This is a genomic window from Klebsiella sp. EMBS2024 (assembly GCF_036233805.1).
Lineage (GTDB): Bacteria > Pseudomonadota > Gammaproteobacteria > Enterobacterales > Enterobacteriaceae > Klebsiella > Klebsiella pneumoniae.
In genome coordinates, this window is the sequence record NZ_JAZARW010000001.1 from 112,482 (window position 1) to 132,031 (window position 19,550).

19 protein-coding genes are annotated in these 19,550 nt (G+C 57.8%); 12 read left to right on the forward strand and 7 right to left on the reverse strand.

The window, feature by feature from the left end:
* The first annotated feature begins 40 nt into the window (after nt 1–40).
* From murC to mutT, 9 genes are all read left to right on the forward strand, one after another.
* Complete coding sequence (gene murC / locus VZP09_RS00495) at nt 41–1,516, forward strand: UDP-N-acetylmuramate--L-alanine ligase (protein WP_016529359.1); 1,476 nt, start codon at nt 41–43, stop codon at nt 1,514–1,516.
* Nucleotides 1,509–2,429 (forward strand): D-alanine--D-alanine ligase, encoded by a 921-nt coding sequence (locus VZP09_RS00500; RefSeq protein WP_060612578.1) that lies wholly within the window; start codon nt 1,509–1,511, stop codon nt 2,427–2,429. The genes murC and VZP09_RS00500 overlap by 8 nt, the downstream gene beginning before the upstream one ends.
* Before the next feature lies 1 nt (nt 2,430).
* The gene (gene ftsQ / locus VZP09_RS00505) at nt 2,431–3,261 is read left to right on the forward strand and encodes a cell division protein FtsQ (protein WP_002888624.1); all 831 of its coding nucleotides are present in this window, start codon (nt 2,431–2,433) and stop codon (nt 3,259–3,261) included.
* Complete coding sequence (ftsA, locus tag VZP09_RS00510) at nt 3,258–4,520, forward strand: cell division protein FtsA (RefSeq protein ID WP_002888625.1); 1,263 nt, start codon at nt 3,258–3,260, stop codon at nt 4,518–4,520. Before ftsQ ends, ftsA begins: the two co-directional genes overlap by 4 nt.
* 62 nt (nt 4,521–4,582) lie before the next feature.
* Complete coding sequence (gene ftsZ, locus VZP09_RS00515) at nt 4,583–5,734, forward strand: cell division protein FtsZ (protein ID WP_002888628.1); 1,152 nt, start codon at nt 4,583–4,585, stop codon at nt 5,732–5,734.
* A gap of 100 nt (nt 5,735–5,834) precedes the next feature.
* Entirely contained in the window at nt 5,835–6,752 is a 918-nt protein-coding gene (gene lpxC / locus VZP09_RS00520) for a UDP-3-O-acyl-N-acetylglucosamine deacetylase (protein ID WP_002888632.1), read from the forward strand.
* Nucleotides 6,753–7,074: 322 nt separating this feature from the next.
* Nucleotides 7,075–7,572 (forward strand): secA translation cis-regulator SecM, encoded by a 498-nt coding sequence (gene secM / locus VZP09_RS00525; protein WP_002888635.1) that lies wholly within the window; start codon nt 7,075–7,077, stop codon nt 7,570–7,572.
* 62 nt (nt 7,573–7,634) lie between these two features.
* Complete coding sequence (gene secA, locus VZP09_RS00530; RefSeq protein WP_328794823.1) at nt 7,635–10,340, forward strand: preprotein translocase subunit SecA; 2,706 nt, start codon at nt 7,635–7,637, stop codon at nt 10,338–10,340.
* A gap of 58 nt (nt 10,341–10,398) precedes the next feature.
* Nucleotides 10,399–10,791, forward strand: a complete 393-nt coding sequence (mutT, locus tag VZP09_RS00535) for an 8-oxo-dGTP diphosphatase MutT (RefSeq protein WP_002888641.1) — start codon at nt 10,399–10,401, stop codon at nt 10,789–10,791.
* Between the two features lie 52 nt (nt 10,792–10,843).
* Here the strand turns inward: mutT and yacG are convergent, their stop codons facing one another.
* The 3 genes from yacG to coaE form a co-directional block, all read right to left on the reverse strand.
* Entirely contained in the window at nt 10,844–11,038 is a 195-nt protein-coding gene (yacG, locus tag VZP09_RS00540) for a DNA gyrase inhibitor YacG (RefSeq protein ID WP_002888644.1), read from the reverse strand.
* A gap of 9 nt (nt 11,039–11,047) precedes the next feature.
* Nucleotides 11,048–11,791, reverse strand: coding sequence for a cell division protein ZapD (gene zapD, locus VZP09_RS00545; protein ID WP_328794824.1), 744 nt, complete (start codon nt 11,789–11,791; stop codon nt 11,048–11,050).
* Entirely contained in the window at nt 11,791–12,411 is a 621-nt protein-coding gene (gene coaE / locus VZP09_RS00550; RefSeq protein WP_002888649.1) for a dephospho-CoA kinase, read from the reverse strand. Before coaE ends, zapD begins: the two co-directional genes overlap by 1 nt.
* A gap of 343 nt (nt 12,412–12,754) precedes the next feature.
* Here coaE and VZP09_RS00555 point away from each other — a divergent pair, with 343 nt between their 5' ends.
* Nucleotides 12,755–13,798 (forward strand): GMP reductase, encoded by a 1,044-nt coding sequence (locus VZP09_RS00555; protein ID WP_328794825.1) that lies wholly within the window; start codon nt 12,755–12,757, stop codon nt 13,796–13,798.
* A 36-nt stretch (nt 13,799–13,834) separates the two neighbouring features.
* Here VZP09_RS00555 and hofC read toward each other — a convergent pair whose 3' ends face one another.
* The 4 genes from hofC to nadC form a co-directional block, all read right to left on the reverse strand.
* Nucleotides 13,835–15,040, reverse strand: a complete 1,206-nt coding sequence (gene hofC, locus VZP09_RS00560; protein ID WP_004182933.1) for a protein transport protein HofC — start codon at nt 15,038–15,040, stop codon at nt 13,835–13,837.
* Nucleotides 15,030–16,415, reverse strand: a complete 1,386-nt coding sequence (gspE, locus tag VZP09_RS00565; RefSeq protein ID WP_004145935.1) for a type II secretion system protein GspE — start codon at nt 16,413–16,415, stop codon at nt 15,030–15,032. The genes hofC and gspE overlap by 11 nt, the downstream gene beginning before the upstream one ends.
* A gap of 10 nt (nt 16,416–16,425) precedes the next feature.
* Nucleotides 16,426–16,857 (reverse strand): prepilin peptidase-dependent pilin, encoded by a 432-nt coding sequence (ppdD, locus tag VZP09_RS00570; protein WP_002888683.1) that lies wholly within the window; start codon nt 16,855–16,857, stop codon nt 16,426–16,428.
* A gap of 181 nt (nt 16,858–17,038) precedes the next feature.
* The gene (gene nadC, locus VZP09_RS00575) at nt 17,039–17,932 is read right to left on the reverse strand and encodes a carboxylating nicotinate-nucleotide diphosphorylase (protein ID WP_002888684.1); all 894 of its coding nucleotides are present in this window, start codon (nt 17,930–17,932) and stop codon (nt 17,039–17,041) included.
* A gap of 133 nt (nt 17,933–18,065) precedes the next feature.
* On the opposite strand from nadC, the gene ampD reads away from it, so the two are divergent.
* Together ampD and ampE are read left to right on the forward strand one after the other, a co-directional pair.
* The gene (ampD, locus tag VZP09_RS00580) at nt 18,066–18,629 is read left to right on the forward strand and encodes a 1,6-anhydro-N-acetylmuramyl-L-alanine amidase AmpD (protein ID WP_002888692.1); all 564 of its coding nucleotides are present in this window, start codon (nt 18,066–18,068) and stop codon (nt 18,627–18,629) included.
* The gene (ampE, locus tag VZP09_RS00585) at nt 18,626–19,480 is read left to right on the forward strand and encodes a beta-lactamase regulator AmpE (protein ID WP_048331599.1); all 855 of its coding nucleotides are present in this window, start codon (nt 18,626–18,628) and stop codon (nt 19,478–19,480) included. Before ampD ends, ampE begins: the two co-directional genes overlap by 4 nt.
* Nucleotides 19,481–19,550: the final 70 nt, after the last annotated feature.

Consider the following 19,550-nt stretch of genomic DNA (forward strand, 5'->3'; position numbering starts at 1 on the left):
GATTTTCACCGCCCGAATACAGAAGTTGATGGCGTAAAGAATGAATACACAAGATTTGGCAAAACTGCGTTCCATAGTGCCCGAGATGCGTCGCGTTCGGCACATTCACTTTGTCGGCATCGGCGGTGCCGGTATGGGCGGTATTGCCGAAGTGTTGGCTAACGAAGGTTACCAGATCAGCGGCTCCGACCTGGCGCCGAATCCGGTGACCCAGCAGCTGTCGCAGCTTGGCGCCACCATTTATTTCAACCATCGCCCGGAAAACGTGCGTGATGCCAGCGTGGTTGTCGTTTCCAGCGCGATTTCGGCAGATAACCCGGAAATCGTTGCCGCGCATGAGGCGCGTATCCCGGTGATCCGTCGTGCCGAAATGCTGGCGGAGCTGATGCGCTTTCGCCACGGGATCGCCATTGCCGGGACCCACGGCAAAACCACCACCACCGCGATGGTATCCAGCATTTACGCCGAGGCCGGGCTGGACCCGACCTTCGTCAACGGCGGACTGGTAAAAGCGGCGGGCGTACATGCCCGTCTTGGCCATAGCCGTTACCTGATCGCGGAAGCGGATGAGAGCGACGCGTCGTTTCTGCATCTGCAGCCGATGGTGGCCATTGTCACCAACATCGAAGCCGATCACATGGATACCTACCATGGCGACTTTGAGAATCTGAAGCAGACCTTTATCAACTTCCTGCACAACCTGCCGTTCTACGGACGCGCGGTGATGTGCGTGGACGATCCGGTGATCCGGGAATTGCTGCCGCGCGTTGGCCGGCAGATCACCACCTACGGTTTTAGCGAGGACGCCGACGTGCGCGTCGAGGACTATCGTCAGGTTGGGGCGCAGGGGCATTTCCGCCTGGTACGCCAGGATAAAGCGATCCTGCAGGTGACGCTCAATGCCCCGGGACGCCATAACGCGCTGAACGCGGCGGCGGCCGTCGCCGTGGCGACGGAAGAGGGGATTGACGATCGGGCTATTCTGCGCGCACTGGAGAGCTTCCAGGGAACAGGACGCCGCTTTGATTTTCTTGGCGAGTTTCCGCTGGCCGAAGTCAACGGCAAACCGGGCAGCGCGATGCTGATCGATGATTACGGTCACCACCCGACGGAAGTGGACGCCACCATTAAAGCAGCGCGCGCCGGCTGGCCGGATAAAAACCTGGTGATGGTATTCCAGCCGCACCGTTATACCCGTACCCGCGATCTGTATGATGATTTTGCCAACGTGCTGACCCAGGTGGATGCCCTGCTGATGCTGGACGTCTATCCGGCGGGCGAAGCGCCGATCCCGGGTGCCGACAGCCGCTCGCTGTGCCGCACCATTCGCGGCCGCGGGAAAGTGGATCCGATCCTGGTGCCCGATTCGGCCCAGGCCGCGGAGATGCTGGCGTCAGTCCTGACCGGCAACGATTTAGTACTGGTGCAGGGCGCCGGTAACATCGGTAAAATCGCCCGCCACCTGGCTGAAATCAAACTGATCCCGCAAAAAACGGAGGAGGAGCGCCATGGCTGATAAAATCGCGGTGCTTTTCGGTGGAACCTCCGCTGAACGTGAAGTGTCGCTGAATTCAGGCGCGGCGGTGCTGGCCGGGCTGCGTGAAGGCGGGGTGGACGCCCATCCGGTCGACCCGCGCGATGTTGATATTACCCAGCTAAAAAAGCAGGGCTTTAAGAAAGCGTTTATTGCCCTCCACGGCCGCGGCGGGGAAGATGGCACTCTGCAGGGGCTGCTGGAGTTAATCCAGCTGCCTTATACCGGCAGCGGCGTGATGGCTTCGGCGATTTCAATGGATAAACTGCGCAGCAAGTGGCTGTGGCAGGGCGCCGGATTACCGGTCGCGCCGTGGGTGGCGCTGACCCGCGCCCAGTTTGCCGCCGGGCTGTCTACTGACGTCGAACAGCAAATTGCGGCGCTGGGTCTGCCGGTCATCATCAAGCCGAGCCGTGAAGGCTCCAGCGTCGGGATGTCGAAAGTCAGCGAAAGTTGTGATTTAGCAAGTGCATTGGCGTTGGCTTTTCAGCATGATGATGAAGTTTTGGTCGAAAAATGGCTCAGTGGACCGGAATTTACCGTCGCCATAGTCGGTGAAGAAATTTTACCGTCAATACGTATCCAGGCCGCGGGAACCTTCTATGATTATGAGGCGAAGTATCTCTCTGATGAGACGCAATATTTCTGCCCAGGATTTGAAGATCCCGCGGGTGAGTCAGCTATTCAGAACCTGGTGCTTAAAGCCTGGAATGTTCTGGGTTGCAAAGGCTGGGGCCGTATTGACGTGATGCTGGACAGCGATGGCCAGTTTTATCTGCTGGAAGCGAATACTTCCCCGGGCATGACCAGCCATAGCCTTGTGCCAATGGCGGCGCGTCAGGCAGGAATGAGCTTCTCCCAGCTTGTTGTACGAATTCTGGACCTGGCGGGGTGATATGTCGCAGGCTGCGCTGAATACGCGGAACCATGAAGAAGAGGCTTCTTCTTCGCGTCGGAGTAATGGAACGCGGCTGGCAGGGATCGTTTTCCTGCTGGCGGTGCTGTTTACCGTGCTGGTCAGCGGGTGGATGGTTCTTGGCTGGATGGAAGATGCGCAGCGCTTACCGCTGTCGAAGATGGTGGTGACCGGCGAGCGTCACTATACGCGCAATGATGACATCCGTCAGGCGATCCTGGCGCTGGGTTCGCCGGGTACCTTTATGACTCAGGATGTGAACATCATCCAGAGCCAGATTGAACGTCTGCCGTGGATTAAGCAGGCGAGCGTCCGAAAGCAGTGGCCCGATGAATTGAAGATTCATCTGGTTGAATATGTGCCGATTGCGCGCTGGAATGATCAACATATGGTGGATGCAGAAGGAAATGCCTTCAGCGTGCCGGCGGATCGCACCAGCAAACAGAATTTACCGATGTTATACGGTCCCGAAGGCAGCGAGAACGAAGTGCTGCAGGGGTATCGTGACATGGGGCAGGTGCTGGCAAAGGATAAATTCACGTTGAAAGTGGCGGCGATGACCGCCCGTCGCTCCTGGCAGTTGACGCTTAATAATGACATCAAGCTCAACCTTGGCCGTGGCGATACCATGAAACGGCTTCAGCGCTTTATGGAACTCTACCCGGTTCTTCAGCAGCAGGCGCAGACCGACGGCAAACGGATTAGCTACGTTGATTTGCGTTATGACTCGGGTGCGGCAGTGGGCTGGGTACCTGCTCCCGCAGAGGAAACTAATCAACAACAGAATCAGGCACAGGCAGAACAACAATGATCAAGGCGACGGACAGAAAACTGGTAGTTGGACTGGAGATTGGCACCGCCAAGGTGGCCGCTTTAGTAGGGGAAGTTCTGCCCGACGGCATGATCAATATCATCGGCGTGGGCAGTTGCCCATCGCGTGGTATGGATAAAGGCGGTGTGAACGACCTCGAGTCGGTGGTGAAATGCGTACAGCGCGCCATTGACCAGGCCGAACTGATGGCGGATTGCCAGATTTCATCAGTTTATTTGGCACTTTCGGGTAAACATATAAGCTGTCAGAATGAAATCGGGATGGTACCGATTTCGGAAGAAGAAGTGACGCAGGACGACGTCGAGAACGTGGTCCACACCGCGAAGTCGGTTCGCGTTCGCGATGAACATCGTGTCCTGCACGTGATTCCGCAGGAATATGCTATCGACTACCAGGAAGGGATTAAAAACCCGGTAGGGCTGTCCGGCGTGCGTATGCAGGCGAAGGTGCATCTGATCACCTGCCATAACGATATGGCAAAAAACATTGTTAAAGCAGTGGAACGTTGTGGTCTGAAAGTTGACCAACTTATTTTCGCCGGGTTAGCGGCCAGTTATTCGGTATTAACAGAAGACGAACGTGAGCTGGGCGTCTGCGTTGTGGATATCGGCGGTGGTACAATGGATATCGCCGTCTACACCGGCGGCGCATTGCGTCACACCAAAGTGATCCCGTATGCCGGTAACGTGGTGACCAGCGATATCGCCTATGCCTTCGGTACGCCGCCGAGCGATGCCGAAGCCATCAAGGTTCGTCACGGATGCGCATTGGGTTCCATCGTCGGTAAAGACGAAAACGTCGAAGTACCGAGCGTCGGTGGACGTCCTCCGCGTAGCCTGCAGCGTCAGACGTTGGCAGAGGTGATTGAACCGCGCTATACCGAGCTGCTTAACCTGGTCAATGAAGAGATCCTGCAGCTGCAGGAACAGCTCCGCCAGCAGGGTGTTAAACATCATCTGGCGGCGGGGATTGTGTTAACCGGCGGCGCGGCGCAAATTGAAGGTCTGGCGGCCTGTGCGCAGCGCGTGTTCCATACTCAGGTGCGCATTGGCGCGCCGCTGAACATCACCGGTTTAACCGACTATGCCCAGGAGCCGTATTATTCAACGGCGGTGGGGCTGCTGCACTACGGGAAAGAGTCACATCTCAGTGGTGAAGCGGAAGTAGAAAAACGCGTGACGGCCTCAGTGGGCTCGTGGATTAAGCGACTCAACAGCTGGCTGCGAAAAGAGTTTTAATTTTTTAAGAGAACGCAGACAATTAGCGTTCTCAGGCGACAGGCACAAGACGGAGAGAAACTATGTTTGAACCTATGGAACTGACCAACGACGCGGTGATTAAAGTCATCGGCGTCGGTGGCGGCGGCGGTAACGCCGTTGAACACATGGTGCGCGAGCGCATTGAGGGTGTTGAATTCTTCGCGGTAAATACCGATGCGCAGGCGCTGCGTAAGACGGCGGTTGGCCAGACTATCCAGATCGGTAGCGGTATTACCAAAGGTCTGGGCGCGGGCGCGAACCCGGAAGTCGGCCGTAACGCGGCTGATGAAGACCGTGAAGCGCTGCGTGCAGCCCTTGATGGCGCAGACATGGTGTTCATCGCGGCAGGCATGGGCGGCGGTACCGGTACTGGCGCGGCGCCCGTAGTCGCGGAAGTGGCGAAGGATCTGGGGATCCTCACCGTTGCGGTGGTCACTAAGCCGTTTAATTTTGAAGGTAAGAAGCGCATGGCGTTCGCTGAGCAGGGGATCACCGAGCTGTCCAAGCACGTTGACTCACTGATCACCATCCCGAACGACAAGCTGCTGAAGGTCCTGGGGCGTGGAATTTCCCTGCTCGACGCATTCGGCGCGGCAAACGACGTCCTGAAAGGCGCGGTGCAGGGTATCGCCGAACTGATCACCCGTCCGGGTCTGATGAACGTCGACTTCGCGGACGTCCGTACCGTGATGTCTGAAATGGGCTACGCGATGATGGGCTCCGGGGTGGCGAGCGGTGAAGACCGTGCGGAAGAAGCGGCTGAAATGGCTATCTCTTCTCCGCTGCTGGAAGATATCGACCTGTCAGGCGCGCGCGGCGTGCTGGTCAACATTACTGCGGGCTTCGACCTGCGTCTGGACGAGTTCGAAACTGTGGGTAACACCATCCGTGCTTTTGCCTCGGATAATGCGACCGTGGTTATCGGTACCTCTCTGGACCCGGATATGAACGACGAGCTGCGCGTGACCGTAGTGGCGACCGGTATTGGCATGGATAAGCGCCCGGAAATCACCCTGGTAACCAACAAGCAGGTTCAGCAGCCGGTGATGGATCGTTACCAGCAGCATGGTATGTCGCCGCTGACTCAAGAGCAGAAGCCGGCAGCCAAAGTGGTGAACGACAATACGCCGCAAACCGCGAAAGAGCCGGATTATCTGGATATCCCAGCCTTCCTGCGTAAGCAAGCCGATTAAGAATCGACTGGAAGTTGGGCATCTGCGCTCTTTGTGCTAAACTGGCCTCCCGATAGTGGTGTACACTTCGGTTGGATAGGTAAATTGGCGAGATTATACGATGATCAAACAAAGGACTCTTAAACGTATCGTTCAGGCGACTGGCGTCGGTTTGCATACCGGCAAGAAAGTCACACTGACGTTACGCCCTGCGCCGGCAAATACCGGGGTCATCTATCGTCGCACCGACTTGAATCCACCGGTAGATTTTCCGGCTGATGCCAAATCTGTGCGTGATACCATGCTCTGTACTTGCCTGGTTAATGAGCATGACGTGCGGATTTCTACGGTTGAACACCTGAACGCCGCATTGGCTGGCCTGGGTATCGACAACATTATTGTTGAAGTCGATGCGCCGGAAATCCCGATTATGGACGGCAGTGCGGCTCCGTTCGTTTATCTGTTGCTGGACGCCGGCATTGATGAACTGAACTGCGCCAAGAAATTTGTACGTATCAAAGAGACGGTTCGCGTCGAAGATGGCGACAAATGGGCTGAATTCAAACCGTACAATGGTTTTTCGCTGGACTTCACCATCGATTTTAACCATCCAGCGATTGATGCCAGCACCCAGCGCTATACGCTGAACTTCTCGGCCGATGCGTTCATGCGTCAGATTAGCCGTGCGCGTACCTTCGGTTTTATGCGCGATATCGAATATCTGCAGTCCCGCGGCCTGTGCCTGGGCGGCAGCTTCGATTGTGCCATCGTTGTTGACGATTATCGCGTACTGAACGAAGACGGTCTGCGCTTTGAAGACGAATTTGTTCGCCACAAAATGCTGGATGCGATCGGTGACCTGTTTATGTGTGGTCACAACATTATCGGCGCATTCACGGCGTACAAATCGGGTCACGCGTTGAACAACAAACTGTTGCAGGCGGTTCTGGCAAAACAGGAAGCCTGGGAGTATGTGACCTTCGAAGACGACGCAAAACTGCCAATGGCGTTCCGCGCACCGTCGATGGTTCTGGCGTAAGCCTGACCATTCAGTAAATTCGACTGGTAACCTGGTACTCTCTCCGACCAGGGAGCCAGTCGTTTTTCTTTTATAGCACCCTCCAGTTATTTTCGCTGCGATCCCTGGATAATAATTAGCGTGCGTTCGCTGCTTTATTAAGCGTTTTCGCCGGGCAATCGCCTTCATTCATGCTGCCTCAGGCCGGTATTAATGTTAGTATTTGAGCGCAAAATTATTTCTCAGGGTTGCTTTACCCCGTGGACATCAGGTTGTCCTGCGAAAAACATCAATAAAGAGACAGCCTGAACGACGACGGGTCTAGCAAAGAAAGGTAATGAACGTGAGTGGATTGCTGACGCGCTGGCGACAGTTTGGCAGACGGTATTTTTGGCCGCATCTCCTGTTGGGGATGGTCGCGGCCAGCCTCGGCCTGCCTGCGCTAAGCAACGGTCACGAGACCGCGGCGCCAGCGAAGGCGACCGCCAGCAATCACAATCCGAGCAAGGTTAATTTCTCTCAGCTGGCGCTGCTGGAGACGAATCGCCGGCCCAGCTTTACCGTCGACTACTGGCATCAGCACGCCATTCGCACCGTTATTCGTCATCTCTCCTTCGCCATGGCGCCGCAGGCGCTGCCGGTGGCGGAAGAAACTTCCCCGCTGCAGGCTCAGCATCTGGCGCTGCTCGACACCCTCAGCGCGCTGCTGACGCAGGACAGCACGCCGCCGGTGGTGATCCGCCAGGCGGGTTACATCCCTTCTTCATATTCTGCCTTCCGCGTCAGCGCCTGGATAAGCCAGGTGGCGGGGATCCGCGCAGGGCCTCAACGTCTCAGCTGAAAATAACCACGGACCATCCTATTTTTTGTGACTCCGCACCGCGGGGCGTTTGAGATTTTATTATGCTTATCAAAATGTTAACCAAGGTTTTCGGCAGCCGTAACGACCGTACGCTGCGTCGTATGCGCAAAGTCGTCAATATCATCAACGGCATGGAACCGGCGATGGAAAAGCTCTCTGATGACGAGCTGAAAGCGAAAACCACTGAATTCCGCGCGCGCCTGGAAAAAGGCGAAACGCTGGAAAGCCTGATCCCTGAAGCTTTCGCCGTCGTTCGCGAAGCCAGTAAGCGCGTATTCGGCATGCGCCACTTCGACGTCCAGCTGCTGGGCGGTATGGTGCTTAACGATCGCTGCATCGCCGAGATGCGTACCGGTGAAGGTAAAACCCTGACCGCGACCCTGCCGGCGTACCTCAACGCGCTAACCGGCAAAGGCGTTCACGTAGTGACCGTCAACGACTATCTGGCCCAGCGTGACGCCGAAAATAACCGCCCGCTGTTTGAATTCCTGGGCATGACAGTTGGCATCAACATGTCCGGCCTGCCGGCGCCGGCGAAGCGTGAAGCTTACGCTGCCGATATCACCTATGGCACCAACAACGAATACGGCTTCGACTACCTGCGCGACAACATGGCCTTCAGCCCGGAAGAGCGCGTTCAGCGTAAACTGCACTATGCGCTGGTGGATGAGGTGGACTCCATCCTGATCGATGAGGCGCGTACGCCGCTGATCATTTCCGGCCCGGCGGAAGACAGCTCTGAAATGTACCGCAAGGTAAACAAAATCATCCCGCATCTGATCCGCCAGGAAAAAGAGGATTCGGAAACTTTCACTGGCGAAGGCCACTTCTCGGTGGATGAAAAAGCGCGTCAGGTTAACCTGACCGAACGTGGTCTGGTGCTGATTGAAGAGCTGCTGGTACAGGAAGGCATTATGGATGAAGGTGAGTCCCTGTACTCTCCAACCAACATTATGCTGATGCACCACGTTACCGCCGCGCTGCGCGCCCATGCGCTGTTCACCCGCGACGTTGACTACATTGTCAAAGATGGCGAAGTTATCATCGTCGATGANCACACTGGCCGCACGATGCAGGGCCGCCGCTGGTCCGATGGTCTGCACCAGGCCGTTGAGGCCAAAGAGGGCGTGGAGATCCAAAACGAGAACCAGACTCTGGCCTCTATCACCTTCCAGAACTACTTCCGTCTGTACGAGAAGCTGGCGGGGATGACCGGTACAGCCGATACCGAAGCCTTTGAATTCAGCTCTATCTATAAGCTGGATACCGTGGTTGTACCGACCAACCGTCCGATGATCCGTAAAGATATGGCGGATCTGGTCTATATGACCGAAGCGGAAAAAATTCAGGCAATTATCGAAGATATCAAAACTCGTACCGCTGCCGGTCAGCCGGTGCTGGTGGGGACTATCTCGATCGAAAAATCTGAAGTGGTTTCCCGCGAACTGACTAAAGCCGGCATCAAGCACAACGTCCTGAACGCCAAATTCCACGCCAGCGAGGCGGATATCGTCGCCCAGGCGGGCTACCCTTCAGCGGTGACCATCGCCACCAACATGGCGGGTCGTGGTACCGATATTATGCTCGGCGGTAGCTGGCAGGCGGAAGTCGCTGCGCTGGAAAACCCAACGCCAGAGCAGATTGAGAAAATCAAAGCCGACTGGCAGGTACGCCACGATGCGGTACTGGCCGCAGGCGGTCTGCACATCATCGGTACCGAGCGTCATGAATCTCGCCGTATCGATAACCAGCTGCGCGGCCGTGCTGGTCGTCAGGGGGATGCCGGTTCTTCCCGCTTCTACCTGTCAATGGAAGATGCCCTGATGCGTATCTTCGCCTCCGATCGCGTGTCTGGCATGATGCGTAAACTGGGAATGAAACCAGGTGAGGCGATTGAGCACCCGTGGGTCACCAAGGCGATCGCCAACGCCCAGCGTAAAGTGGAAAGCCGTAACTTCGATATCCGTAAGCAGCTGCTGGAATATGATGATGTGGCCAACGACCAGCGCCGGGCGATCTACACCCAGCGTAACGAGCTGCTGGACGTGTCTGACGTCAGCGAAACCATCAACAGCATCCGCGAAGACGTCTTTAAGGCGACGATCGATGCCCATATTCCGCCGCAGTCGCTGGAGGAGATGTGGGATATCGAAGGTCTGCAGGAGCGTCTGAAAAACGACTTCGATCTCGACCTGCCAATCAAAGAGTGGCTGGATAAAGAGCCGGAGCTGCATGAAGAGACCCTGCGCGAACGTATTCTGCAGAGCGCGGTAGAAACCTACCAGCGTAAAGAAGAAGTGGTCGGCGCCGAGATGATGCGCCACTTCGAGAAAGGCGTGATGCTGCAGACTCTGGATTCGCTGTGGAAAGAGCACCTGGCGGCGATGGATTACCTGCGCCAGGGTATCCACCTGCGCGGCTATGCGCAGAAAGATCCGAAGCAGGAGTACAAGCGCGAATCGTTCTCAATGTTTGCCGCGATGCTGGAGTCACTGAAGTATGAAGTGATCAGCACCCTGAGCAAAGTCCAGGTGCGGATGCCGGAAGAAGTCGAGGCGATGGAACAGCAGCGTCGTGAAGAGGCCGAGCGCCTGGCGCAGATGCAGCAGCTCAGCCATCAGAGCGATGATGAAGCCGCAGCCCAGGATCTGGCGGCGCAAACCGGCGAACGTAAAGTGGGCCGTAACGATCCGTGCCCGTGCGGCTCCGGCAAAAAGTACAAACAGTGCCACGGCCGTCTGAGCTAAGGTCTGATAAAACAAACAAAGGCGCAGAGTTCTGCGCCTTTTTTATGGAGCGCATTCAATGAAAAAACTGCAAATCGCCGTCGGGATAATTCGCAATCCGCAAGGCGAAATCTTTATTACCCAGCGCGCCGCCGATGCCCATATGGCGAATAAGCTGGAGTTCCCGGGCGGGAAAATTGAATCTGATGAGACGCCTGAGCAGGCGCTAATCCGCGAACTGCAGGAGGAGGTTGGGATTACGGTCACCGCCTCTTCGCTCTTTGATAAGCTGGAGTATCAGTTCCCCGATCGCCATATTACGCTGTGGTTTTTCCTCGTGGAAAGTTGGCAAGGCGAGCCGTGGGGTAAAGAAGGGCAGCCGGGTCGGTGGATGGCGGGACCAACGTTGGATCCGGCGGCGTTTCCTCCGGCGAATGAACCGGTTATCAGCAAACTTATCGCCCAGGGCTGAGCCCCGGGGCGCGAGGCTAACCCGCCAGGCGCCGGGTTAGCTTGCCATCAAATCAGGGTTGCTGCTCGCTCCAGTCATCGCTATCGGAGAGATCCCCCGCGCTGGGGATGCGCTTCTCTTCCGCAGCCCATTCTCCCAGATCGATCAGTTGGCAGCGCTTGCTACAGAACGGACGAAACGGACTCTGCTCGCCCCACACCACAGTTTTGCCGCAGGTCGGGCAGTTGACGATAGTCTCTTCTGACATGTTATCTCCTTAACAGCAGGCCAGTTCAAAATCAAAGCGCTCCGGCACGATCCCATATTCACTGTCCAGCGCCAGGAAACGGATGGCGAAACGGCTCTTATGGCCGGAAATTTGCGGATAAAGCTGGTGAGCCAGNTCGAGACGCAGGCGCAGCAGATCGGCATCTTCGCCATTATCCTGATAAAAGCCGTTGAGGCTGGTCTGTTTGCGGAACAGCGCGGAGTTGCGGATAAGATCGAGGATCAGGCTCAGGGACTGGACCAGCGGATCGAGGCTGGCAAGCCAGCTGGCCACCTGCTCGTCGCGATGCGCCTGTGGCATATGGAGCCAGATATGCAGGGTCGGTAAATCGAAGCTGCAGCAGCCGCCAGGAATACTCAGGCGCTGACGCACCAGCGCAATCAGGCGATCTTCACGCAGAAACTGACCAATGCGCGGCGCGGCCATCAGGGTGCTGGAGGACTGCTTCAACTGGTGGCGCAGCTCGTTTATGCNCTCCTGATCGACGCCCGGCACTTCTGCCCATGACTGGAGCTTACGCTGNTGGCGTTCCAGCTCTTTAACCAGGTCAGTGCGCACCTCGCCGCGCTCCAGGACATCCAGCAGATCGCCGGCGTTACGGAAAAAATGGAGCGCATCGGCATGGCTGGCAATCTGCGGATGGAAAGCCATCTGCTGGATCAGAAATTCGATGCGCAGCCAGGTGCGCATTTTCTCATTAAGAGGATGTTCAAACAGAACGGGGGTATGCATTACGAGTTTTCCTGTGAGGCGGCCTGCGATGCCAGCGTTAAATACTTTTCGTGCAGGCGGGCAACATCCGATGCCACTGCATCCGGCGTGCCAGTGTTTTCAATAACATCGTCCGCGACGGCCAGGCGCTGCTGGCGCGTGGCCTGGGCGGCAAGAATATGTTCAGCATGTTCGCGGCTGACCTTATCGCGCAGCATGGTGCGTTCGATTTGCGTCTCTTTCGGCACATCGACGACCAGTACGCGATCGGCCTGGCCGGACAGGCGGTTTTCGACCAGCAAAGGTACGACCCAGAGGAGATAAGGGGAGGTGGCGGCCTGCATCTGGCGGCGCGTTTCCTGCTGAATCAGCGGGTGCAACAGCGCATTGAGCCAGGCTTTTTCCTCCACGTGAGCAAAAATTTTTTCCCGCAGCAGGCGGCGGTTCAGCGTGCCGTCGGGGGCAATCATCTGTGGTCCAAAGTGGCCGACAATGGCCTGGAGCGCCGGGGTACCGGGCTCGACCACCTGACGGGCGATAACATCGGCATCGATAACCTTAACCCCAAGCTGCGCGAAGGCGTCGGCGACCGTACTTTTACCGCTGCCGATCCCGCCTGTTAACGCGACTGTGTACCCCATATCTTCTGACCCTGAAACGGATTGCTCGTATTTTTTGCAGGCAGACAGCGATGACTGGCAGCGCGCCGGGGAGGCGACAGTGAGCATGTCGTGAGGGCCCCGCGCCAACCGGGATCGCCGTCCGCTATACTGTTTGTTTTAATCAAGCAAATCAAATGGTTAAAAACAATACTCCGGCAGGGGAAGGCATAGGCGCCTTTTTCTCCATTCACCAGGTAAATTTATACGATTGTAGCGTAAAAAAAGTGAAAATCGCAGTCTTGCGCGGGCCTGATTCGCGCGTATGATAACGTCACTGGAGTTGTGCTCTCACATTCATGCCATTAACCCCAGGAATTCGCACATGCGTATTGAAGAAGATCTGAAGCTTGGTTTCAAAGACGTTCTTATCCGCCCGAAACGCTCTACCCTCAAAAGCCGTTCTGATGTTGAGCTGGAACGTGAATTCACCTTTAAACATTCAGGCCTGACCTGGTCCGGCGTGCCGATTATTGCGGCTAACATGGATACCGTCGGCACCTTCAGCATGGCTAAAGCGCTGGCCACTTTTGGTATTCTGACCGCGGTACATAAGCACTACACCGCTGAAGAATGGCTGGCGTTTACCCAGGGCGCATCCGCAGACGTACTCAAGCATGTGATGGTTTCCACCGGCACGTCCGATGCGGATTTCGAAAAAACCCAGCAGATCCTCTCTCAGAACCCACAGCTGAGTTTTGTGTGTATCGACGTCGCCAACGGCTACTCCGAGCACTTTGTACAGTTCGTGGCGAAGGCGCGCGAAGCCTGGCCGCAAAAAACTATCATCGCCGGGAACGTGGTCACCGGTGAAATGTGCGAAGAGCTGATCCTCTCCGGCGCCGATATCGTCAAAGTTGGCATCGGCCCGGGATCCGTCTGCACCACCCGCGTTAAGACCGGGGTCGGCTATCCGCAGCTCTCCGCCGTGATTGAGTGCGCCGATGCGGCGCACGGCCTTGGCGGCCAGATCATCAGCGACGGCGGTTGCACCATGNCGGGCGATGTGGCGAAAGCCTTCGGCGGCGGCGCTGATTTCGTGATGCTTGGCGGCATGCTGGCGGGCCATGAAGAGAGCGGCGGAACCATCGTTGAAGAGAACGGAGAGAAATTCATGCTGTTCTACGGCATGAGCTCCGAGTCGGCGATGACCCGCCATGTGGGCGGTGTCGCGAAATACCGCGCGGCGGAAGGCAAAACCGTTAAGCTGCCTTTGCGTGGACCGGTGGAGAATACCGCACGTGATATTCTCGGCGGCCTGCGTTCTGCCTGCACCTACGTTGGCGCCTCGCGTCTGAAGGAGCTGACCAAGCGTACGACCTTTATCCGCGTTCAGGAACAAGAGAACCGGGTATTCAATAGCCTGTAATCGGCTGCACTGGCGCCTGCGCGGCGCCAGTGTTTCTCATCCTCCCGCCCCGCCAATGGCATCGCCCAGGTGAAAAACGGGCAAATACATTGCCACCACCAGAATCCCGACCAGCGAGCCGGTTATCACCAGCATCATTGGTTCAAGATGCGCAGCCAGACTATCGGCTCGCTGATAGGTTTGCTGGCGATGGTGATGCGCCAGGTTTTCCAGCATCTGATCCAGCGCTCCCGCGCTTTCCCCCGTGCGGATGAGCTGCAGGCACAGCGGTGTAAAACCGCCGCAGCGGCTTAACGCCTGCCAAATCGGCTCCCCCTGAACGATCAGCGCGCGGGCCTGCGCCAGACGCTGGCGCCACAGCGGGCACGACAGGGACTCTTCAACGCTTTGCAGCCCCTGCAGAAAGCTAATACCGGCGCTTTGGGTTAACGCCAGGATGGTGAAGATCAGGCTCAGCTGTTGTCCGCCGATCAGGGAGCCAATGAGAGGGAGCGCGTTAAGCAACCGCTGGCGGCGCAGCAACCAGTCGCTGCGCCGCCGGATCAGCTGGTTGAGCAGCAGCGGGCTCAGCAGCGAGGCCAGCAGCAGCGGCCAGCCGCGACTTAGCATGTCGCCTGCCGCAACGACCATCCGCGTCAATAGCGGTAGCGGCGTACTGAACGTCTGGTAGATGGCGGTGAACTCGGGCAGGACAAAATAGAGCATCCCCAGCACCACCAACAGCGCCAGAGAGAGCACGATCAGCGGGTAGCGCAGCGCTTTTTTGACTTTGCTGGCGAGCCGCTGCTGCTCCTGCTGCTGATTCGCCAACTGCAGGCAGCAGATATCGAGCTTGCCCGTCAGTTCGCCGGTGCTAATCATCGCCAGATATAGGGGCGGAAAAGCCTGGGGCCACTGCGCCAGCGCGGCAGAGAACGCCACGCCCTGGGCCAGCTCGCGGCCTAGCGCCTCAAGCAGCGCCTGCCACTGGGCATGCGACTGCTGCTGCGCCAGCAGCGATAACCCTTCCGCCAGCGGCAGGCCGGCCTGCAGCAGGGTCGCCAGCTGGCGGATCGTTTCGCAACTGTAGCGCGGGTGCCAGAGGCTCTGCTTCACCGCACAGCGGCGTACAGCCAGCGGTATAACTCGCTGCTGTTGGAGGTGCTGCAGGACCTCCAGACGCTTGGTTTGCCATAGCATCCCCTGACAAGGGGCGCCCTGCACATCGATACCGCGCCAGCGCCAGAGACGCTTAGTCGCCATGGGGGATCCCCAGCACCCGCACCACCTCTTCGAGGCTGGTCAATCCCTGTTCGATAGCCTGACAGCCGCTTTCAAAAAGCGTCATCATCCCTGCGGCTCGCGCCAGAGATTCAATCTCAATGGCGTTAAGTCCCTGGACTATCCCCTGGCGTAGCCCGGGGGTAACAGGCAGCACTTCGAACAGCGCCAGCCGGCCGTAATATCCGTGGTAACAATGTTCGCAGCCCGCTGCCTGCCAGCGTGGCAGCGGGCGGGGCCACAGGCTGTGCGGCAGGTCGGCGGCGCTGCCGGCATTACGCCGACAGTGGGGACACAGCTTGCGGACCAGACGCTGGGCGATGACCAGCGAGAGCGCAGAGGAAATCATCCAGCGGGCGATGCCCATTTGCTGCAGGCGGGTCAGGGTTTCACTGGTGGAATTGGTGTGCAGGGTGGATAGCACCAGATGACCGGTCTGGGCGGCTTTGAGCGCGATTTCAGCGGTCTCGGCATCGCGGATCTCGCCCACCATGACAATATCCGGATCCTGGCGTAACAGGGCGCGCAGCACACTGTGAAAAGTGAGTCCGGCGCGGGGATTGATTTGCGTCTGGTTCATCCCGGCGATGGGGATCTCCAGTGGATCCTCCACGCTACAGATATTCACTTGCTCACGGTTTCTGGCCTGCAGGGCGCTGTAGAGGGTCACCGTTTTCCCGCTTCCGGTTGGGCCGGTGACCAGCAGCAGACCCTGCGGCTGGTTCAGCGCCTGGCGAAAGGCCGCCAGCTGGGAGGATGAGAGTCCGAGTGCTTCCAGATCCAGCGCCTGGTCAACCTGATGCAGAAGGCGCAGGACAATCTTTTCGCCATAGCGGCAGGGCAGAGTGGCGATGCGAAAAGAGAGCGGTCGTCCCGCAAGATTCAGCGCGAACTGGCCATCCTGCGGTAAACGGTGCTCGGCGATATCGAGACTGGCCAGGACCTTGAGTCGCGCGATAACCGGTGCGGCCAGTTCGGGAGCCAGCAACGGTAGGGCGTGAAGGACGCCATCGACCCGCAGGCGGATGCGTAAGTGCGTTTCCGTGGGCTCGATATGAATATCAGACGCCCGCTGACGCAGGGCCTGTTCGAGGATCTGGTTGACCCGTTCGGCGATATTTTCCGGCCCGTCGTTCTGCGCCAGTTGCGCCTGCTTTTCCTGGGCCTGCAGACGCTTATCCATCTGCTCCTGGCTCCAGCATTCAATGTCGATCCGCTTTTGCGTCGCGAAGCGTAGCGCCTCCATTAACTCCGCCGGCGGGGTATTAACCACCGCAATAGAGATTGTCTGTTCATCGCTATGCAGCAGCATGGCGTGGTAGCGACGGCAGAGGGGGATCAGCTGTTCTGTTTTCATGCATTCGCCCTCACTTCACCCGGAAAACGTCTTCGCAGGCCTGCTGAAGCGCGCTATTGCCGGTGATGGTGCAGACGCGCTGCCAGCCGGTGACGCCCTCGGCATTGTCCCAGGTCGGCGTCAGGGTGACCCCCAGTCCGTTCAGACTCTCCTGACCGGTGAGGGTGACGACCCCTTTGGCCACGCTCATGGCGGAGAGGTAGCGCGTGGTTGTCGGCGAGGGAATGCCGTTGCTGCCGCCGTCGCATGGCGTTAGGCCGCCATGATCGAGCGCGCAAAGTTCGATGGCTGTCCGGTAAGGGACAAAGGTCTGCAGCAGGTCGGTGAGGGCGGCTTTACGCAGGTAGTTCTGGTAGGCCGGGATGCCGATGGCGCTAAGAATGGCGATGATTCCGATAACCACCATCAGTTCAATCAGGGTAAAACCTCGTTGTTTATCCATAAGTCGCTCCTTGTTGTGACAGGAGCACTGTGAAGGGATTGAGGGGCGCAGGCGAGGGGGCGAAAACGATCCGGGAAAGCGGGTTCCAGGGTTTTTATCTGGATTTCATGGTGAGCACGGGCGACTGCGAGGCGGGCCGCAAATTCAGGCCTTCACGCCCGGAAGCGTGAAGGCCTGTTGCTCAGCGAAAGCGCATCGACAGGTCGAGCGCCTGCACATGTTTGGTCAGGGCGCCGACGGAAATATAGTCGACGCCGGTATCGGCGAATTCGCGGATGGTGTCAAAGGTAACGTTGCCGGAGACCTCCAGCGCCGCCTGGCCTGCGGTAATTTTCACCGCCTCGCGCATCAGGTCGGTGGTGAAGTTATCGAGCATAATGATATCGGCCCCGGCTTTTAACGCCTGCTCCAGTTCATCCAGGGTTTCCACTTCCACTTCCACCGGCACATCAGGATGCAGCCAGAACGCCTTTTCCACTGCCTGACGGATCGATCCGGAGGCGATAATGTGGTTTTCTTTAATCAGGAACGCGTCGAACAGGCCCAGTCGATGGTTGGCGCCGCCGCCGCAGAGTACCGCGTATTTCAGCGCGGTACGCAGCCCTGGCAGCGTTTTGCGCGTATCCAGCAGTTGGGTTTTGGTGCCGGCGAGCAGGTCGACATAGCGACGGACGACGCTGGCGACGCCGGAGAGGGTTTGCACAAAGTTCAGCGCCGTGCGTTCGCCGGTGAGCAGAATACGCGACGGGCCTTCCAATTCGAACAGCGGCTGGTCGGCTTTGACCGCATCGCCGTCGGCCACGTGCCAGGTGATATTCACGTCGTCACCGGCGAGCTGAATAAAGACCTCTTCCACCCAGCGTTTGCCACAGAAGACGCCATCTTCACGAGTAATGACCACCGCATGGGAGCGTGCATCCTGCGGCAATAATTGCGCGCTAATATCGTTGTTGGCGTCGACTTCGCCGCCCAGATCTTCCCGCAGGGAGTGTGCGACAGCATCGGTAATATCGAGATTAATACGTTCCAGCAGCACGTCACGGCGGCGGTCGGGGTTGTAACGACGAGGCGACATGATAAAGCTCCAGATAGATAAGATTCAGAAGTGGGAAACATGCTAACCTGAACGACGTTTCAGTACCATACACACTTCATCCTTTGGGCCGGCGTGTGGCCCGGAAGCATGAGTTCGCGAAAGGAGATCCCGCATGCAGTTGAACGAGGGGTGGTTGGTCGGCGCGCGTCGGGTTCCCTCGCCGCACCATGACTGCCGTCCGGATGAAGAGACCCCTTCCTTACTGGTGGTGCATAACATTAGCCTGCCACCGGGGGAATTTGGTGGTCCGTGGATTGATGCGCTGTTCACTGGTACCCTGGATCCGCACGCGCATCCTTTCTTTGCCGAGATTGCTCATCTGCGCGTTTCGGCGCATTGTCTGATTCGCCGTGATGGCGAAATCGTGCAGTATGTGCCTTTCGATAAGCGGGCGTGGCATGCGGGCGTCTCCTGTTATCAGGGACGCGAACGCTGCAATGACTTTTCCATCGGCATAGAGCTGGAAGGCACCGATACTCTGGCGTATACCGACGCGCAGTACCGGCAGCTGGCGGCGGTGACGGATCTGCTGATCGCGCTTTATCCGGCTATCGCCGAAAACATTGCGGGCCACAGCGATATCGCGCCCGTGCGGAAAACCGATCCAGGACCGGCCTTTGACTGGATAAAATACCGTGCGCTGCTCAGCGCCCCGTCAGAAAAGGAGACCTCATGACGCTGTTTACGACGCTGTTGGTGCTTATCGCCGAACGGCTGTTTAAGCTGGGCGAACACTGGCAGCTTGATCATCGGCTGGAGGTGGCGTTTCGCCGGATAAAACATTTCTCGTTACCGGGCACGCTGCTGATGACGCTGGTGGCTGTCGCGGTCGTGTATATCATTCAGCGTCTGCTGCAGGGGCAGCTGTTTAACATACCGCTGCTGGTGTTCTGGATTTTACTGGGCCTGCTATGCATTGGCGCCGGCAAAGTTCGGCTGCACTACCATGCCTATCTGAAAGCGGCGTCGCGCAATGACAGTCGCGCCTGCGATGCCATGGCCAGCGAGCTGACGCTTATTCACGGCGTGCCGCCGGGCTGTGATGAGCGTGAGTACCTTAGCGAACTGCAAAATGCGCTGCTGTGGATTAACTATCGATACTATCTGGCGCCGCTTTTCTGGTTTGTCGTGGGGGGCGCCTGGGGCCCGCTGACGCTTATCGCCTACAGCGTACTGCGCGCCTGGCAGACATGGCTGGCGCGCTACCAGACGCCGCACCACCGGTTGCAGTCCGGGATCGATGGTATCCTGCATATTGTGGACTGGCTGCCGGTGCGTCTGGTGGGGGTGGTCTATGCCCTGGTGGGCCATGGTGAAAAAGCGCTCCCGGCGTGGTTTGCTTCGCTGGGCGACCGCCATTCGTCGCAGTATCAGGTGTTGACCCGCCTGGTGCAGTATTCTCTGGCCCGTGAGCCGCACGTGGATAAAGTAGCGACGCCGAAGGCTGCGGTATCGATGGCTAAGAAGACTTCGCTGGTGGTAGTGGTGATTATGGCGCTGCTGACGATTTACGGTACCCTGGTTTAACGGCCTGAGCCCGCGCGCTGCCTGCCACGATGTACGTACCTGCGGGGCTTTTGTTGCCTGATGGCGCTGC

Bases quoted from the DNA above. Each gene is read 5' to 3' on its own strand.
- murC (WP_016529359.1), top strand. From the start codon at position 41: ATGAATACACAAGATTTGGCAAAACTGCGTTCCATAGTGCCCGAGATG.
- VZP09_RS00500 (WP_060612578.1), top strand. From the start codon at position 1,509: ATGGCTGATAAAATCGCGGTGCTTTTCGGTGGAACCTCCGCTGAACGT.
- ftsQ (WP_002888624.1), top strand. From the start codon at position 2,431: ATGTCGCAGGCTGCGCTGAATACGCGGAACCATGAAGAAGAGGCTTCT.
- ftsA (WP_002888625.1), top strand. From the start codon at position 3,258: ATGATCAAGGCGACGGACAGAAAACTGGTAGTTGGACTGGAGATTGGC.
- ftsZ (WP_002888628.1), top strand. From the start codon at position 4,583: ATGTTTGAACCTATGGAACTGACCAACGACGCGGTGATTAAAGTCATC.
- lpxC (WP_002888632.1), top strand. From the start codon at position 5,835: ATGATCAAACAAAGGACTCTTAAACGTATCGTTCAGGCGACTGGCGTC.
- mutT (WP_002888641.1), top strand. From the start codon at position 10,399: ATGAAAAAACTGCAAATCGCCGTCGGGATAATTCGCAATCCGCAAGGC.
- yacG (WP_002888644.1), bottom strand. From the start codon at position 11,038: ATGTCAGAAGAGACTATCGTCAACTGCCCGACCTGCGGCAAAACTGTG.
- coaE (WP_002888649.1), bottom strand. From the start codon at position 12,411: ATGGGGTACACAGTCGCGTTAACAGGCGGGATCGGCAGCGGTAAAAGT.
- hofC (WP_004182933.1), bottom strand. From the start codon at position 15,040: ATGGCGACTAAGCGTCTCTGGCGCTGGCGCGGTATCGATGTGCAGGGC.
- gspE (WP_004145935.1), bottom strand. From the start codon at position 16,415: ATGAAAACAGAACAGCTGATCCCCCTCTGCCGTCGCTACCACGCCATG.
- ppdD (WP_002888683.1), bottom strand. From the start codon at position 16,857: ATGGATAAACAACGAGGTTTTACCCTGATTGAACTGATGGTGGTTATC.
- nadC (WP_002888684.1), bottom strand. From the start codon at position 17,932: ATGTCGCCTCGTCGTTACAACCCCGACCGCCGCCGTGACGTGCTGCTG.
- ampD (WP_002888692.1), top strand. From the start codon at position 18,066: ATGCAGTTGAACGAGGGGTGGTTGGTCGGCGCGCGTCGGGTTCCCTCG.
- ampE (WP_048331599.1), top strand. From the start codon at position 18,626: ATGACGCTGTTTACGACGCTGTTGGTGCTTATCGCCGAACGGCTGTTT.